Source organism: Streptomyces sp. NPDC091282, assembly GCF_044757385.1.
Lineage (GTDB): Bacteria > Actinomycetota > Actinomycetes > Streptomycetales > Streptomycetaceae > Streptomyces > Streptomyces gramineus.
Genome location: NZ_JBIVUX010000001.1, coordinates 152498 through 168748, shown reverse-complemented (window position 1 = coordinate 168748; position 16251 = coordinate 152498). Strand labels below are relative to the sequence as shown.

General features: G+C 69.9%; 12 protein-coding genes. 7 read left to right on the top strand and 5 right to left on the bottom strand.

Annotation, left to right across the window (positions count from 1 at the left end; all coding sequences use genetic code 11):
- Positions 1 to 138 precede the first annotated feature (138 nt).
- From ACIQOE_RS00810 to pgi, 7 genes are all read left to right on the top strand, one after another.
- Complete coding sequence (locus tag ACIQOE_RS00810; RefSeq protein WP_401408748.1) at positions 139 to 3093, top strand: M14 family zinc carboxypeptidase; 2955 nt, start codon at positions 139 to 141, stop codon at positions 3091 to 3093.
- Between the two features lie 274 nt (positions 3094 to 3367).
- On the top strand, positions 3368 to 4378 hold the full coding sequence (gene gap, locus ACIQOE_RS00805) for a type I glyceraldehyde-3-phosphate dehydrogenase (protein ID WP_351326296.1): 1011 nt from the start codon (positions 3368 to 3370) through the stop codon (positions 4376 to 4378).
- Positions 4379 to 4530: 152 nt separating this feature from the next.
- On the top strand, positions 4531 to 5742 hold the full coding sequence (locus tag ACIQOE_RS00800) for a phosphoglycerate kinase (RefSeq protein ID WP_351326294.1): 1212 nt from the start codon (positions 4531 to 4533) through the stop codon (positions 5740 to 5742).
- A 6-nt stretch (positions 5743 to 5748) separates the two neighbouring features.
- A complete protein-coding gene (tpiA, locus tag ACIQOE_RS00795) occupies positions 5749 to 6525 on the top strand; it encodes a triose-phosphate isomerase (protein WP_351326293.1) in 777 nt (258 codons plus the stop codon).
- Between the two features lie 142 nt (positions 6526 to 6667).
- Positions 6668 to 6898, top strand: coding sequence for a preprotein translocase subunit SecG (gene secG, locus ACIQOE_RS00790; RefSeq protein WP_046733461.1), 231 nt, complete (start codon positions 6668 to 6670; stop codon positions 6896 to 6898).
- A gap of 210 nt (positions 6899 to 7108) precedes the next feature.
- On the top strand, positions 7109 to 7444 hold the full coding sequence (locus ACIQOE_RS00785) for an RNA polymerase-binding protein RbpA (protein WP_003976875.1): 336 nt from the start codon (positions 7109 to 7111) through the stop codon (positions 7442 to 7444).
- A gap of 311 nt (positions 7445 to 7755) precedes the next feature.
- Entirely contained in the window at positions 7756 to 9408 is a 1653-nt protein-coding gene (gene pgi / locus ACIQOE_RS00780; RefSeq protein WP_401408743.1) for a glucose-6-phosphate isomerase, read from the top strand.
- 72 nt (positions 9409 to 9480) lie between these two features.
- Here pgi and pgl read toward each other — a convergent pair whose 3' ends face one another.
- From pgl to tkt, 5 genes are read right to left on the bottom strand one after another with little or no spacing between them, the layout of a single operon-like run.
- Entirely contained in the window at positions 9481 to 10263 is a 783-nt protein-coding gene (gene pgl, locus ACIQOE_RS00775; RefSeq protein WP_351326290.1) for a 6-phosphogluconolactonase, read from the bottom strand.
- The gene (gene opcA, locus ACIQOE_RS00770) at positions 10260 to 11402 is read right to left on the bottom strand and encodes a glucose-6-phosphate dehydrogenase assembly protein OpcA (protein WP_401408739.1); all 1143 of its coding nucleotides are present in this window, start codon (positions 11400 to 11402) and stop codon (positions 10260 to 10262) included. Before opcA ends, pgl begins: the two co-directional genes overlap by 4 nt.
- The gene (zwf, locus tag ACIQOE_RS00765) at positions 11399 to 12922 is read right to left on the bottom strand and encodes a glucose-6-phosphate dehydrogenase (RefSeq protein WP_351326287.1); all 1524 of its coding nucleotides are present in this window, start codon (positions 12920 to 12922) and stop codon (positions 11399 to 11401) included. Before zwf ends, opcA begins: the two co-directional genes overlap by 4 nt.
- A gap of 1 nt (position 12923) precedes the next feature.
- Entirely contained in the window at positions 12924 to 14042 is a 1119-nt protein-coding gene (tal, locus tag ACIQOE_RS00760; RefSeq protein WP_365570130.1) for a transaldolase, read from the bottom strand.
- A 33-nt stretch (positions 14043 to 14075) separates the two neighbouring features.
- Positions 14076 to 16163: a transketolase gene (gene tkt / locus ACIQOE_RS00755; RefSeq protein WP_401408735.1), complete on the bottom strand. Its 2088-nt coding sequence runs from the start codon at positions 16161 to 16163 to the stop codon at positions 14076 to 14078.
- Positions 16164 to 16251: the final 88 nt, after the last annotated feature.

Below are 16251 nucleotides of genomic sequence, written 5' to 3'. Positions count from 1 at the left end.
CGCACGGTCGTCGGCACCGGGGTTTGCATCCTTTTTAGGCCACCGTGAACTGTCTGTGAGGCGCCCTTGACTCGATCATGGAGTGTCATGAGCCTGGCAGATGCCCGCCGACGTGGCGGACCAGTGCTAGGGGGGTTCATGAGACACAGAGCGAGATCGATCCTCGCTGTCGGCGCGCTCCTGATCGGCGGAGCCGCACTCGCGCCCGTGGCCCAGGCGCAGACCGGGAGTTCGGCCAGGCCCGACCCCGACGAGGTCAAGGTCTTCCGCGCCGACGTCACCAAGAAGCAGATTCCCCTGCTGCTCAAGGCCGGCCAGGACGGCCACGAGCTCGGCGACCAGGTCACCGGATCCGGCAGGACCCAGGTCGAGCTCTACCTCACCGACGGGCAGGCCCGCACGCTGCAGAAGCAGGGCGTCGGCCTCACCGAGCACACGCTGTCGGCCAGGGCCGAGACGCGGGTCGCCGACGCCTCCCAGGGCGTGTTCCGCCCCTACGGCGGCAGTGGCGGGCTCAAGGAGGAGATCCTGCGGACCGCGCAGGCCAACCCCGGCCTCACCAAGGTCGAGTCCATCGGCCGGACGATCGACGGCCAGGACATCCTCGCGCTCAAACTGACCAAGGGTGCCAAGAGCTCCAAGGACGGGTCGAAGCCGTCCGTGCTGTACGTGTCCAACCAGCACGCGCGCGAGTGGATCACGCCGGAGATGACCCGCCGGCTGATGCACTACTACCTGGACAACTACCGCACCGACAAGCGCATCAAGAAGATCATCGACTCGACCGAGCTGTGGTTCGTGCCGTCCGCCAACCCCGACGGCTACGACTACACCTTCCAGAACTCCGACACCCGCCTGTGGCGCAAGAACCTGCGGGACGTCAACGGCGACGGTGTCATCAGCACGGGTGACGGCGTCGACCTCAACCGCAACTTCGGCTACAAGTGGGGCTACGACGACGAGGGTTCCTCGCCCAACCCCACCAGCGAGACCTACCGCGGCGCGAGCCCCGAGTCCGAGCCCGAGACCAAGGCGCTGGACGACTTCGAGAAGCGCGTCGGGTTCACGTACGGCATCAACTACCACTCCGCCGCCGAACTCCTGCTCTACGGGGTCGGCTGGCAGGTGGCCACGCCGACCCCGGACGACGTCCTCTACAAGGCACTGGCCGGCACCCCGGACAACCCGGCGATCCCCGGCTACCACTCGCAGGTCTCCTCGGAGCTGTACACCACCAACGGCGAGGCGGACGGCCACGCGTCGAACGTCAACGGCATGGCGATGTTCACCCCCGAGATGTCGACCTGCCAGACCGCCTCGGACATCGACCCGAACGACGCCTGGAACGCCGCCGACTGCCAGTCGGTCTTCAACTTCCCCGACGACGAGAAGCTGATCCAGGACGAGTTCGTGAAGAACGTCCCCTTCGCGCTCTCCGTCGCCGAGACCGCCGCCCACCCCGACCGGCCGGTCTCCTCGGTCGGCCTGAGCGCCGCCGACTTCACCCCGGCCGCGTTCTCCACGTCGTACGCGCGCGGCGCCGACCAGGAGGTCTCCGTCGTCGTCCGCAAGGCGGTCCGCGACAAGGAGCTGAGGTACCGCGTCGACGGCGGCCGCACGCACGTCACCTCGCTCCGGCACTGGAAGGGCGGCGACACCTACGGCGGTGAGGACGACCTCTACTTCGACGAGTACCGGGCCAGGGTGAAGGGCGGCGACCCGGGCGACAAGGTCGAGGTGTGGTTCACCGGGGAGGCCGGGAACGGCAAGAAGGTCTCCAGCTCGCACTTCACCTACACCGTGGCCCGGCTGCCCGGGGCGGACACCCTGGTGGTCGCCGAGGAGGGCGCCAAGGCCGCGCAGGCGCAGACCTACGTCGACGCGCTGCGGGCCGCCGGCCGCAAGGCGGTCGTCTGGGACGTCGCCACCCAGGGCGTGCCCGACGCGCTCGGCGTGCTGAAGCACTTCAGGACGGTCGTGCACTACTCGGGCACGAGCGGCCCGGGCAACGACACCCAGCTCCAGCTGCGCGCCTACCTCAACGAGGGCGGCAAGCTGATCGAGGCCGGCGAACTGGCCGGCGGCAGCGTCGACCTCGGCGACGGCACCCCGTCCAACGACTTCAGCCAGTACTACCTGGGCGCCTACTCCCGCTCCTCCACCCCCGGCGCCACCGGCTTCACCGGCTCCGGCGCGCTGGCCGGCTCCGGCGGCGCCCTCAGCGGCACCTCCGCCAACCCCCTCGACAAGGCCGGCACCTACGCGGTCACCTCCGACGAGCTCCCCGCCGACACCTACCCGCAGTTCGCCAGCGCGGGCGCGGGCCGGTTCGCGGGCACCGTCAACCCCTACGGGCCGTACACGGGGTCGTACATGGCCGCCGCGGTCCACACCGACGACTCCTACAAGCGACTCACCCGCACCATCGACCTCACCGGTGTCACCGCCGCCGACCAGCCGGCCCTCAGCGCCCGGCTGCTGTGGGACACCGAGCCCGGCTACGACCACGCGGTGCTGGAGGCGCACACCGTGGGCGCCGACGACTGGACGACGCTGCCCGAGGCGGGCGGCGCCACCCGCGACACCGTGCCGAGCGAGTGCGGCGCCGGGTTCCTGATCGCCGAGCACCCGTGGCTCAAGCACTACCTGACCATCGGCGGCAACCAGTGCACCGCGAGCGGCACCACCGGCTCCTGGCACAGCTTCACCGGCAGCTCCCCGGGGTGGCAGCCGGTCAAGTTCGACCTGAGCGCCTACGCCGGGCGCACCGTCCAGGTCTCCCTCGCCTACATCACCGACCCGAGCAGCGGCGGACACGGCGTCCTCGTCGACGACACCGCGCTCCTGAAGGGCTCCACGGCCACCCAGACCGAAGGTTTCGAGACCTCCTTCGGCCCCTGGACCGTCAGCGGGCCGCCGCCGGGCAGCCCGGCCGTCCTCAAGGACTGGGAGCGCACCGGCGCCTTGTTCCAGACGTACGGAGCCGTCTCCACCGACCGCACGGTGCTGCTCGGTTTCGGTCTGGAACAGGTCACCTCGGCCGCCGATCGTGCCGCCTTGGTGAAGAAGGCGTTGACAGCACTCGACAACTGACCCCGTCCGCCCTCGACATGTGAGCCGACCCGCTCACGAACGAGTGACAACGGCCTGAAACGCGGTCACCATTCCGTGGCAAAACGGCGTGATACGGGCCCCGATCCGAGACGGTCCGTACCCCTACTGGCGGGTACGGACCGCCTCGCCGTGTATGAGGCATCTGGATGTCACCACGAGAGCCTCAGGGAGGTAGGGTCGTGGGTGGTCGGGGACATCCCAAATACAGCTCGCCGGCACCGCATGGCCGGCGTACCAACGAGGAGATCGGTTCGTGACGATCCGCGTAGGCATCAACGGCTTCGGCCGTATTGGTCGCAACTACTTCCGCGCTCTGCTGGAGCAGGGTGCTGACATCGAGATCGTGGCTGTCAACGACCTGGGTGACACCGCGACCACCGCCCACCTGCTCAAGTACGACACGATCCTTGGGCGTCTGAAGGCCGAGGTGTCGCACACCGCCGACACCATCACGGTCGACGGCCACACCATCAAGGTCCTGTCCGAGCGCAACCCCTCCGACATCCCGTGGGGCGAGCTGGGCGTCGACATCGTCATCGAGTCGACCGGCATCTTCACCAAGAAGGACGACGCCGCCAAGCACATCGCCGGCGGCGCCAAGAAGGTCCTCATCTCGGCTCCGGCCAAGGACGAGGACATCACCATCGTGATGGGCGTCAACCAGGACAAGTACGACCCGGCGCAGCACCACGTCATCTCCAACGCCTCCTGCACCACCAACTGCGTGGCGCCGATGGCGAAGGTCCTCGACGAGAACTTCGGCATCGTCAAGGGTCTGATGACCACGGTGCACGCGTACACGAACGACCAGCGGATCCTGGACTTCCCGCACAAGGACCTGCGCCGCGCGCGTGCCGCCGCCGAGAACATCATCCCGACCACCACGGGTGCCGCCAAGGCCACCGCGCTGGTCCTGCCGCAGCTCAAGGGCAAGCTCGACGGCATCGCGATGCGCGTCCCGGTCCCGACCGGCTCGGCCACCGACCTGGTCGTGACGCTGCAGCGCGAGGTCACCAAGGACGAGGTCAACGCCGCGTTCAAGAAGGCCTCCGAGGACGGCGACCTGGCGGGCTACCTGGCGTACACCGAGGACGAGATCGTCTCCTCGGACATCGTCGGCGACCCGGCCTCCTGCACCTTCGACTCCTCCCTGACCATGGTCCAGGAGGGCAACACGGTGAAGATCCTCGGCTGGTACGACAACGAGTGGGGCTACTCCAACCGCCTCGTCGACCTCACGGTCTTCGTCGGCAACCAGCTCTGATCGGCCGAGCAGGCACCTCGATGCGGTAGCAGGGCTCGGGCAGCGCAAGGTCGCGCCGCCCGAGCCCTGACGCGCGTAAGGATCGACCCGGCGGCTACGGTTCGATCAGCCCTCGTACGATCACGAGCCCTCCTGGAGGAGTCCCCAACACCATGAAGACGATCGACGAACTCCTCGCCGAAGGGGTCGACGGCAAGCGGGTCTTCGTCCGCGCCGACCTCAACGTGCCGATGTCCGAAGGACTCATCACCGACGACGGCCGTATCCGCGCCGTCCTGCCCACCGTCAAGGCCCTCGCCGACGCGGGCGCCAAGGTGGTCGTCGCCTCCCACCTGGGCCGCCCCAAGGGTGCCCCGGACCCCAAGTTCTCCCTGCTCCAGGCCGCCGAGCGGCTCGCCGAACTCCTCGGCGCGCCGGTCGCCTTCGCCCAGGACACCGTCGGCCCCGCCGCCCACGACGCGGTGAACGGCCTGCAGCCCGGCCAGGTCGCCGTCATCGAGAACCTGCGCTTCAACGCCGGTGAGACCTCGAAGGACGACGCCGAGCGCGGCGAGTTCGCCGACCGGCTGGCCGCCCTCGCGGACGTCTACGTCGGCGACGGCTTCGGCGCCGTGCACCGCAAGCACGCCTCCGTCTACGACCTCCCGGCCCGGCTGCCGCACTACGCCGGCTACCTGATCGCCACCGAGGTCGGCGTCCTGAAGAAGCTCACCGAGGACGTCAAGCGCCCCTACGTGGTGGTCCTCGGCGGCGCCAAGGTCTCCGACAAGCTCGCCGTCATCGACGAGCTGCTCGGCAAGGCGGACCGGATCCTGGTCGGCGGCGGGATGGTCTACACCTTCCTGAAGGCCAAGGGGTACGAGGTCGGCAGCTCCCTCCTCCAGGAGGACCAGCTCGCCACCGTCACCGAGTACCTGGAGCGCGCGGAGAAGACCGGCGTGGAGATCGTCCTGCCCGTCGACACCCTGGTCGCTCCCGAGTTCCCCGACCTGTCGGGCAAGACCCCGTCCCAGCCGAGCACGGTCGCCGCGGACGCCATGCCGGCCGGCCAGATGGGCCTGGACATCGGCCCGGAGACCAGCAAGCTGTACGCCTCGAAGCTCGCCGACGCCGCCACCGTCTTCTGGAACGGCCCCATGGGCGTCTTCGAGCACCCCGACTACGCCGCGGGCACCCGGGCCGTCGCCCAGGCCCTCGTCGAGTCCGACGGCTTCACCGTCGTCGGCGGCGGTGACTCCGCAGCCGCCGTGCGCATCCTCGGCTTCGACGAGAACGCGTTCGGACACATCTCGACCGGTGGCGGCGCCTCCCTCGAATACCTCGAGGGCAAGACGCTCCCCGGCCTCGCCGCACTGGAGGACTGACCCCGCATGACCACTCGCACGCCGATCATGGCGGGCAACTGGAAGATGAACCTCAACCACCTCGAGGCCATCGCGCACGTCCAGAAGCTCGCCTTCGCCCTGGCCGACAAGGACTACGAGGCCGTCGAGGTCGCCGTCCTGCCGCCCTTCACCGACCTGCGTTCCGTGCAGACCCTGGTCGACGGCGACAAGCTCAAGATCAAGTACGGTTCCCAGGACCTGTCGGCGCACGACTCCGGCGCCTACACCGGCGAGATCTCCGGCCCCATGCTGGCCAAGCTGAAGTGCACGTACGTGGTCGTCGGCCACTCCGAGCGCCGGCAGTACCACGCCGAGACCGACGAGGTCGTGAACGCCAAGGTCAAGGCCGCCTACAAGCACGGTCTGACCCCGATCCTGTGCGTCGGCGAGGAGCTGGAGGTCCGCGAGGCGGGCAACCACGTCTCCCACACCCTCGCCCAGGTCGAGGGCGGTCTCAAGGACGTCCCGGCCGAGCAGGCCGAGTCCGTCGTGATCGCCTACGAGCCCGTCTGGGCCATCGGCACCGGCAAGGTCTGCGGCGCCGCGGACGCCCAGGAGGTCTGCGCCGCGATCCGCGCCAAGCTCGCCGAGCTGTACGGCCAGGAGCTGGCCGACCAGGTCCGCATCCAGTACGGCGGCTCCGTCAAGGCCGGCAACGTGGCCGAGATCATGGCGCAGGCCGACATCGACGGCGCGCTGGTGGGCGGCGCCTCGCTGGACGCCGACGAATTCGTCAAGATCGTGCGCTTCCGCGACCAGTGAGCGCACCCGCGAGTAGGCGGTAGCGGCGATCCGTCGTACCCTTGCGGGGCCGAAACTGTTACCAGGAGCGCGTCCGGCGCTCCGGTCCCGGTTCCGGCCCCGCAGTCCATCCGTATCCGAGGAAGTTGGTCCAGCCGTGGTTTTGGGGTTCTCGATCGCCCTGATCGTCTTCAGCCTGCTGCTGATGCTGCTGGTGCTGATGCACAAGGGCAAGGGCGGCGGCCTCTCCGACATGTTCGGTGGCGGCATGCAGTCCTCCGTCGGCGGCTCCTCGGTCGCCGAGCGGAACCTGGACCGGATCACCGTGGTGATCGGTCTGCTGTGGTTCGCGTGCATCATCGTCCTCGGCATGCTGATGAAGACGAACAGCTGATCCGCGACACGCACACACGCACAATCCGCACGTAAGGCCCCATGTTCGGTACGCGCACCTGAGCGCGGCCTATCATGGGGCTTGCGTCTAGGTGCGGGGGCGGTAACTCCCAACACTGGACGCGCGTTGGGCCTTACGTAGACTGAGGCGCTCGCAACGAAGCGACACGCCGACTCGCTTCGCGGCACCATCACGCAGGGAGTTACGACCGTGGCAAGTGGCAACGCGATCCGAGGTAGCCGGGTCGGGGCGGGGCCGATGGGCGAGGCCGAGCGCGGCGAGTCCGCGCCGCGTCTGCGCATCTCCTTCTGGTGCTCCAACGGGCACGAGACGCAGCCGAGCTTCGCCAGCGACGCGCAGGTGCCCGAGACCTGGGACTGCCCGCGCTGTGGCTTCCCGGCCGGTCAGGACCGGGACAACCCGCCGGACCCGCCGCGCACCGAGCCGTACAAGACGCACCTCGCGTACGTACGGGAGCGGCGCAGCGACGCGGACGGCGAGGCGATCCTCGCCGAGGCGCTCGCCAAACTGCGCGGCGAGATCTAGGAGTTGAACCGGCCGGGTGCCCGAGGGCGCCTGGCCGGAGTCGTCCCGGCGGCCGGAACCCGGCCGCCGCACCGGCATGCGCGCACCGGTCACCGCCGCCGCGCCGCGCCGGTCCTGCCGCACGCCGTGCACCGCCCTTCCGCCGAGTCCTGCCGTCATCTCGTTGACACCGGTGCGCCGGCCGGACGTACCTGTTGTTGCGCCGCGGGACGGCGCGACGTCGGGCCGCCTCCCCTGCTGATCAACTAGGTTGGGACAGCAGTGGCGCAGGGGCAACAGGACAGGTGCAAGGAAGAAGGCTGAAGTCGTACATGAACGCAGACGGCCGTACCAGGCTCAACCAGACGCCCGAGTGGACCGCGCTCGCCCGGCACCGGGAGGAGCTCGCCGACACCCATCTGCGGGACCTGTTCGCGGCCGACCCGGCGCGCGGTACGGGCTACACCCTCCAGGTCGGTGACCTCCACATCGACTACAGCAAGCACCTGGTCACCGACGAGACGCTGCGGCTGCTGCGCGAGCTGGCCGCCGCGACCGACGTGTTCGGGCTGCGGGACGCGATGTTCCGCGGCGAGAGGATCAACGTCACCGAGCGGCGGGCGGTCCTGCACACGGCGCTGCGCGCGCCGCGGGACGCGGTCGTCGAGGTCGACGGCGAGAACGTCGTCCCGCAGGTGCACGCGGTCCTGGACAAGATGAGCGGCTTCGCCGACCGCGTCCGCTCGGGCGAGTGGACCGGTCACACCGGCAAGCGCATCAGGAACGTCGTCAACATCGGCATCGGCGGCTCCGACCTCGGTCCCGCCATGGCCTACGAGGTGCTGCGCAGCTTCACCGACCGCGACCTCACCGTCCGTTTCGTCTCCAACGTGGACGGCGCCGACCTGCACGAGGCGACCCGTGGCCTGGACGCGGCCGAGACGCTGTTCATCGTCGCCTCGAAGACCTTCACCACCATCGAGACGATCACCAACGCCACCTCGGCCCGCAACTGGCTGCTCGGCGAGCTGAAGGCCGGCGAGGACGCCGTCGCCCGGCACTTCGTGGCCCTGTCCACCAACTCCGAGAAGGTCGCCGACTTCGGCATCGACACGGAGAACATGTTCGAGTTCTGGGACTGGGTCGGCGGCCGCTACTCCTACGACTCGGCGATCGGCCTCTCGCTGATGATCGCGATCGGCCCGGACCGCTTCCGGGAGATGCTCGACGGCTTCCACCTGGTCGACGAGCACTTCCGCACCGCGCCGGCCGAGGCCAACGTCCCGCTGCTGCTGGGCCTGCTGGGCATCTGGTACGGCAACTTCCACGACGCCCAGTCGCACGCGGTACTGCCGTACTCGCACTACCTCTCCAAGTTCACGGCCTACCTCCAGCAGCTCGACATGGAGTCCAACGGCAAGCACGTGGCGCGGGACGGCAAGGAGGTCGAGTGGACCACCGGCCCGGTCGTCTGGGGCACGCCCGGCACCAACGGGCAGCACGCGTACTACCAGTTGATCCACCAGGGCACGAAGCTGATCCCGGCGGACTTCATCGGCTTCGCCGAGCCGGTCGCCGAGCTGAGCGGTGAACTCAAGGCCCAGCACGACCTGCTGATGGCCAACTTCTTCGCCCAGACGCAGGCGCTGGCCTTCGGCAAGACGGCCGAGGAGGTCCGCGCGGAGGGCGTCCCTGAGGAACTCGTCCCGCACAAGACGTTCCAGGGCAACCGGCCGACGACCACCGTCCTGGCCCGCGAGCTGACCCCGTCGGTCCTCGGCCAGCTCGTCGCCCTCTACGAGCACAAGGTGTTCACGCAGGGCGCCGTCTGGAACATCGACTCCTTCGACCAGTGGGGCGTGGAACTCGGCAAGGTCCTCGCCAAGCGCGTGGAACCGGCCCTGACGGAGGGCGCCGAGGTACCGGGCCTGGACCCGTCGACCACGGCGCTGGTGGCCAAGTACCGCGAGCTGCGCGGGCGTTAGGCCCGCACATGAAGGAACCCGTACGGCCGCGGGGCCGTACGGGTTCCTCACGGGGTCCGACTCACCGCTCGGTCACGGGGAAGCCGGCGGGTACAGCGCGCGGGGCAGCTGGGCGGCCGCCGCCGCGTCCAGGAGCCACAGGGTGCGGCTGCGCCCCCGGGCACCCGCCGCCGGGGCCTGGATCTCGCCCGCGCCCGACAGGGCGATGGCGACGGCCTCGGCCTTGTCCTCGCCCGCCGCCAGCAGCCAGACCTCACGGGCCGAGCGGATGGCGGGCAGGGTGAGGGAGACGCGGGTCGGCGGCGGCTTGGGAGAGCCGTGCACGCCCACCACGGTCCGTTCGGTCTCCCGGACCGCGGGCAGCTCGGGGAAGAGCGAGGCCACGTGGGTGTCCGGGCCGACGCCCAGCATCAGGACGTCGAAGGTGGGCACCGCACCGTGGTTCTCGGGACCGGCCGCACGGGCCAGTTCCGCCGCGTAGGACTCGGCCGCCGCGTCCACGTCGGTGCCCCAGGGGCCGTCCGTTGCGGGCATGGCGTGCACGCGCTTCGGGTCCACCGGTACCTGGTCGAGCAGGGCCTCGCGGGCCTGGGTGTCGTTGCGCTCCGGGTCGCCCGTGGGCAGGAAGCGTTCGTCACCCCACCACAGGTCGAGCCGGCTCCAGTCGATGGCGTCGCGGGCCGGAGCCGCGGCCAGGGCCGCGAGCAGCCCGTTGCCGTTGCGGCCGCCCGTGAGGACCACGGACGCCTCGCCCCGGGAGGCCTGGGCGTCCACGATCTTCGTGATCAGGCGGGCCGCGGCGGCCTGCGCCATCAGCTCCTTGTCGTGATGCACGACCAGCTGGGGAGTGCTCATGTCGCCTTCGCCCTCTTCGTCAGCGGCGGCCGTTCCTGGGGCGCCGCTTCTGTCGTGGGAGCCTCGGCAGCGGCGTCGGGGGCCGCTGCCGGCCGGGTGGCCGGTTCTCCTTTGGCCGGTTCCTCCGCAGCCGCGCCGTCCTGCGCCGCGAGGTCCTCGGAGGCCTGAGCCCGCGGGGCCGGAGCCTCGGGGGCGGCAGCCTCGGGTGCCGTCGACGCGTTCAGCCGGTCCACGCCGAAGCGCAGCGCCGACGCGTACGTGTCGTCCGGGTCGAGCCGGCGCAGTTCCTCGGCGATCAGCTCGGCCGTCTCCCGCCGCTTCAGCGCCACCGCCCGGTCCGGCTGGCCGTCGATGGACAGGGTGGCGAGGGAGCCGTCCGCCCGGTCCAGCGCGATCGCGCCGTGGCTGGTCGCCATCCGGACCGCGGTCAGACCCGGGCCGGACGACAGGGAGCGCCTGACCGGGACGTCCAGCCGGTCCGCGAGCCACATCGCCAGCAGCTCACAGCTCGGGTTGAACTCCTCGCCCTCCACCTCGACGGCCTTGACCTCGCAGACCACCTGGTCCAGGGCCGCCGCCAGCATGGAGCGCCAGGGCGTGATCCGGGTCCAGGACAGGTCCGTGTCGCCGGGCGTGTAGGTGTCCGCGCGGGCGGACAGCTCCCGTACCGGCTGCTCGGAGGAGTAGGTGTCGGTGACCCGGCGCTGGGCGAGGGCGCCCAGCGGGTCCTTCGCCGGGTCCAGCGGGGCGTTGACCGGCCACCAGACGACGACCGGCGCGTCCGGCAGCAGCAGCGGCAGGACGACCGAGTCGGCGTGGTCGGCGACCTCGCCGTGCAGCCGCAGCAGCACCGTCTCGCCGGAGCCCGCGTCCGCGCCCACCCGGACCTCGGCGTCCAGGCGGGACGCCGTACGGTCGCGGGGGGAGCGGGAGACGCGCTTGATGACGACCAGGGTGCGCGAGGGGTGCTCGTGCGAGGCCTCCTCGGCGGCCTTGAGGGCGTCGTAGGCGTTCTCCTCGTCGGTGACGATGACGAGGGTGAGCACCATGCCCACGGCGGGCGTGCCGATGGCCCGGCGGCCCTGCACCAGCGCCTTGTTGACCTTGCCGGCCGTGGTGTCCGTGAGGTCTATCTTCATGGCCGGCGCCAGCTCCGTCCGTCTCGTGCGAGCATCTCGTCGGCCTCGACGGGACCCCAGGTGCCCGACTTGTACTGTGCGGGCCTGCCGTGCTGGTCCCAGTACGTCTCGATCGGGTCGAGGATCTTCCAGGACAGCTCGACCTCCTCCGTGCGCGGGAAGAGGTTGGCGTCGCCCAGCAGCACGTCCAGGATCAGCCGCTCGTAGGCCTCCGGGGACGACTCGGTGAACGACTCGCCGTAGGCGAAGTCCATCGACACGTCCCGGATCTCCATCGACGTGCCCGGCACCTTGGAACCGAAGCGGACCGTGATGCCCTCGTCGGGCTGGACGCGGATGACGATCGCGTTCTGCCCGAGTTCCTCGGTGGCGGTGTGGTCGAACGGAGAGTGCGGAGCGCGCTGGAAGACCACCGCGATCTCGGTGACCCGGCGGCCCAGCCGCTTGCCGGTGCGCAGGTAGAAGGGGACGCCCGCCCAGCGGCGGTTGTCGATCTCGACCCGCACGGCGGCGTAGGTGTCGGTCTTCGACTTGGGGTCGATGCCGTCCTCTTCGAGGTACCCGGTGACCTTCTCGCCGCCCTGCCAGCCGGCCGCGTACTGGCCGCGCACGGTGTGCTTGCCCAGGTCGTCCGGCAGCCGTACCGCGCCGAGCACCTTCTCCTTCTCGGCGGCCAGCGCGTCCGCGTCGAAGGAGGCGGGCTCCTCCATCGCGGTCAGCGCCATCAGCTGGAGCAGGTGGTTCTGGATGACGTCACGGGCGGCGCCGATGCCGTCGTAGTAGCCGGCCCGGCCGCCGATGCCGATGTCCTCGGCCATGGTGATCTGCACGTGGTCCACGAAGGACCGGTTCCAGATCGGCTCGAACATGGTGTTGGCGAAGCGCAGCGCCAGGATGTTCTGGACGGTCTCCTTGCCGAGGTAGTGGTCGATCCGGAACACCTGGTCCGGTTCGAACACCTCGTGCACGACCTTGTTCAGCTCCTCGGCCGACTTCAGGTCGTGGCCGAAGGGCTTCTCGATGACCGCGCGCCGCCAGGAGCCGCCGCTCTGGTCCGCCAGCCCGTGCTTCTTCAGCTGCTGGATGACGACAGGGAAGGAGCGCGGCGGGACGGACAGGTAGAAGGCGAAGTTGCCGCCGGTGCCCTGCGCCTTGTCCAGCTCCTCGATGGTGGAGCGGAGCCGCTCGAAGGCGTCGTCGTCGTCGAAGGTGCCCTGGACGAAGCGCATCCCCTGGATGAGCTGCTGCCAGACCTCCTCGCGGAACGGGGTGCGGGCGTGTTCCTTGACGGCGTCGTGGACCTCGGCGGCGAAGTCCTCGTTGGCCCACTCGCGGCGGGCGAAGCCGACCAGGGAGAAGCCCGGCGGCAGCAGACCACGGTTGGCGAGGTCGTAGACCGCGGGCATGAGCTTCTTGCGGGAGAGGTCGCCCGTGACGCCGAAGATCACCAGACCCGACGGTCCCGCGATGCGCGGGAGCCGTCGGTCTGCGGGGTCACGCAGCGGGTTGCTGCTCGACAATTTAGCCCTCCGAAGGGGCCAGGCGCTCCAGCTCCGCCTGGGTCGACTTGAGCAGGTCGTTCCAGGAGGCCTCGAACTTCTCGACGCCCTCGTCCTCCAGAACCTGGACCACATCGTCGTACGAGATGCCCAGCCGCTCGACGGCGTCGAGGTCGGCGCGGGCCTGCTCGTAGGTGCCGGTGATCGTGTCGCCGGTGATGCCGCCGTGGTCCTCGACCGCGAGGAGGGTGGCCTCCGGCATGGTGTTGACCGTGTTCGGCGCGACCAGGTCGTCGACGTACAGGGTGTCCTTGTACGCCGGGTCCTTCACGCCGGTGGAGGCCCACAGCGGGCGCTGCTTGCGGGCGCCCGCGTTCTCCAGCGCCTGCCAGCGGTCGGAGGAGAAGACCTCCTCGTACGCCTGGTAGGCGAGCCGGGCGTTGGCGACGGCGGACTTGCCGCGCAGCGCCTTGGCCTCGTCGGTGCCCAGGTCGTTCAGGCGCTTGTCGATCTCGGTGTCCACGCGGGACACGAAGAACGACGCCACCGAACGGATGAGCGAGAGGTCCAGGCCGCGCTCCTTGGCCTTCTCCAGGCCGGTCAGGTAGGCGTCCATGACCTTGCGGTAGCGCTCCAGCGAGAAGATCAGCGTGACGTTGACGCTGATGCCCAGGCCGATGACCTCGGCGATCGCCGGCAGACCCGCCTCGGTGGCCGGGATCTTGATGAGCGTGTTGGGACGGTCCACCAGCCAGGCCAGCTGCTTGGCCTCGGCGACGGTCGCCTTCGTGTTGTGCGCCAGGCGCGGGTCGACCTCGATCGACACCCGGCCGTCCTGGCCGTCGGTCGCGTCGAACACCGGGCGCAGGATGTCGGCGGCGTCGCGGACGTCCGCCGTGGTGATCATGCGGATGGCCTCTTCGACGGTGACCTTGCGGGCCGCGAGGTCCGAGACCTGCTGCTGGTAGCCGTCACCGGACGAGATCGCCTTCTGGAAGATCGTCGGGTTGGTGGTGACGCCCACGACGTGCTGCTGGTCGATCAGCTCGGCGAGGTTGCCGGACGTGATCCGCTTGCGCGACAGGTCGTCCAGCCAGATCGCGACGCCCTCCTCGGAGAGGCGCTTGAGTGCGTCTGTCATGGAATTACATCTCCTACGTGTCGTATGTGAGCGTCAGCGCTGCGCGGCGGCGATGGATTCCCGGGCCTTGGCGGCCACGTTCTCGGCGGTGAAGCCGAACTCCCGGAAGAGCACCTTGCCGTCGGCGGAAGCACCGAAGTGCTCCAGGGAAACGATGCGGCCGGCGTCCCCGACGTACTTGTGCCAGGTGAGGCCGATGCCCGCCTCGACCGACACCCGCGCCCGGACCGACGGCGGCAGGACGCTGTCCCGGTACCCCTGGTCCTGCTCCTCGAACCACTCCACGCACGGCATGGAGACGACCCGGGTGGGCACACCGTCGGCCTCCAGCTGCTCGCGCGCCTCGACGGCGACGTGCACCTCGGAACCGGTGGCGATCAGGATGACCTCGGGCGTCCCGTTCGACGCCTCGAAGAGGACGTAACCGCCCTTGACGGTGTCCTCGTTGGACTCGTACACCGGCACGCCCTGGCGGGTCAGCGCGAGGCCGTGCGGGGCACCCTTGCCGAACTCCTTGGTGTAGCGCTTGAGGATCTGGCGCCAGGCGATCGCCGTCTCGTTGGCGTCGGCCGGGCGGACCACGTTCAGGCCGGGGATGGCGCGCAGCGAGGCCAGGTGCTCGACCGGCTGGTGGGTCGGGCCGTCCTCGCCGAGACCGATGGAGTCGTGCGTCCACACGTACGTCACCGGCAGGTGCATCAGCGCCGACAGCCGCACGGAGTTGCGCATGTAGTCGGAGAAGACGAGGAACGTACCGCCGTAGACACGGGTGTTGCCGTGCAGGGTGATGCCGTTCATCTCCGCGGCCATGGAGTGCTCGCGGATACCGAAGTGGATGGTGCGGCCGTAGGGGTTCGCACCCGGCAGCGGGTTGTCCGCCGGCAGGAACGAGCTGTCCTTGTCGATGGTCGTGTTGTTCGACCCGGCGAGGTCGGCGGAGCCGCCCCACAGCTCGGGGATGACCGCGCCGAGGGCCTGCAGCACCTTGCCGGAGGCGGCGCGGGTGGCGACGCCCTTGCCGGGCTCGAAGACCGGGATCTTCTCCTCCCAGCCCGTGGGCAGCTCGCCCGCGGCGATCCGGTCGAAGTCCGCGGCCCGCTCGGCGTTGCTGTCACGCCACTGCTGGAACGACTTCTCCCACTCGGCCTTCGCCGCCGCGCCGCGCTCCCCGGCCTGCCGGGTGTGGGCGATGACCTCCTCGGCGACGTCGAAGTGCTTCTCCGGGTCGAAGCCGAGGACGCGCTTGGTGGCCGCCACCTCGTCCTCGCCGAGCGCCGAGCCGTGGGCGGCCTCGGTGTTCTGCGCGTGCGGGGCGGGCCAGGCGATGATCGAGCGCATCGCGATGAAGGACGGCTTGTCCGTCACCTTCTTCGCGGCCTCGATCGCGTTGTAGATCGCGTGCGGGTCCAGGTCGCCGTCCGGCTTCGGGGCGATGCGCTGGACGTGCCAGCCGTAGGCCTCGAACCGCTTGACGGTGTCCTCGGAGACGGCGGTCTCGGTGTCGCCCTCGATCGAGATGTGGTTGTCGTCCCACAGCAGGATCAGGTTGCCGAGCTTCTGGTGGCCGGCCATCGAGGAGGCCTCGGCGGAGATGCCCTCCTGGAGGCAGCCGTCACCGGCGATGCAGTAGACGAAGTGGTCGAAGGGGGATTCGCCCTGCGGGGCGTCCGGGTCGAACAGGCCGCGCTCGTAGCGGGAGGCCATGGCCATGCCCACCGCGTTGGCGACACCCTGGCCGAGCGGTCCCGTGGTGGTCTCCACGCCCTTGGTGTGGCCGTACTCCGGGTGGCCCGGGGTCTTCGAGCCCCAGGTGCGGAAGGCCTCCAGGTCCTCCAGCTCCAGACCGAAGCCGGCCAGGTAGAGCTGCGTGTAGAGGGTCAGCGACGAGTGACCGGCGGACAGCACGAAACGGTCGCGGCCCACCCAGTCGGGGTCGGACGGGTCGTGCCGCATCACCTTCTGGAAGAGGGTGTAGGCGGCCGGCGCCAGGCTCATCGCCGTACCCGGATGGCCGTTGCCGACTTTCTGTACGGCGTCGGCGGCCAGGACGCGGGCGGTGTCTACGGCCCGCTGGTCCAGCTCGGTCCAGTCGAGGTCTGTGGTGGTCGGCTTGGTGCTCACCCTGGGTCAGGGCTCCTCTCCACATGTTCGGTTACCGGTCCACGGGCACACGCCCGCACCGGCTGCCGGTGCACTGGGTGCCCACCGG

What these genes read in the sequence shown, in the direction of transcription:
- pgl (WP_351326290.1), bottom strand. Translation starts at nt 10,263, where the DNA reads ATGAGCACTCCCCAGCTGGTCGTGCATCACGACAAGGAGCTGATGGCG.
- pgi (WP_401408743.1), top strand. Translation starts at nt 7,756, where the DNA reads ATGAACGCAGACGGCCGTACCAGGCTCAACCAGACGCCCGAGTGGACC.
- tal (WP_365570130.1), bottom strand. Translation starts at nt 14,042, where the DNA reads ATGACAGACGCACTCAAGCGCCTCTCCGAGGAGGGCGTCGCGATCTGG.
- tpiA (WP_351326293.1), top strand. Translation starts at nt 5,749, where the DNA reads ATGACCACTCGCACGCCGATCATGGCGGGCAACTGGAAGATGAACCTC.
- ACIQOE_RS00800 (WP_351326294.1), top strand. Translation starts at nt 4,531, where the DNA reads ATGAAGACGATCGACGAACTCCTCGCCGAAGGGGTCGACGGCAAGCGG.
- opcA (WP_401408739.1), bottom strand. Translation starts at nt 11,402, where the DNA reads ATGAAGATAGACCTCACGGACACCACGGCCGGCAAGGTCAACAAGGCG.
- ACIQOE_RS00810 (WP_401408748.1), top strand. Translation starts at nt 139, where the DNA reads ATGAGACACAGAGCGAGATCGATCCTCGCTGTCGGCGCGCTCCTGATC.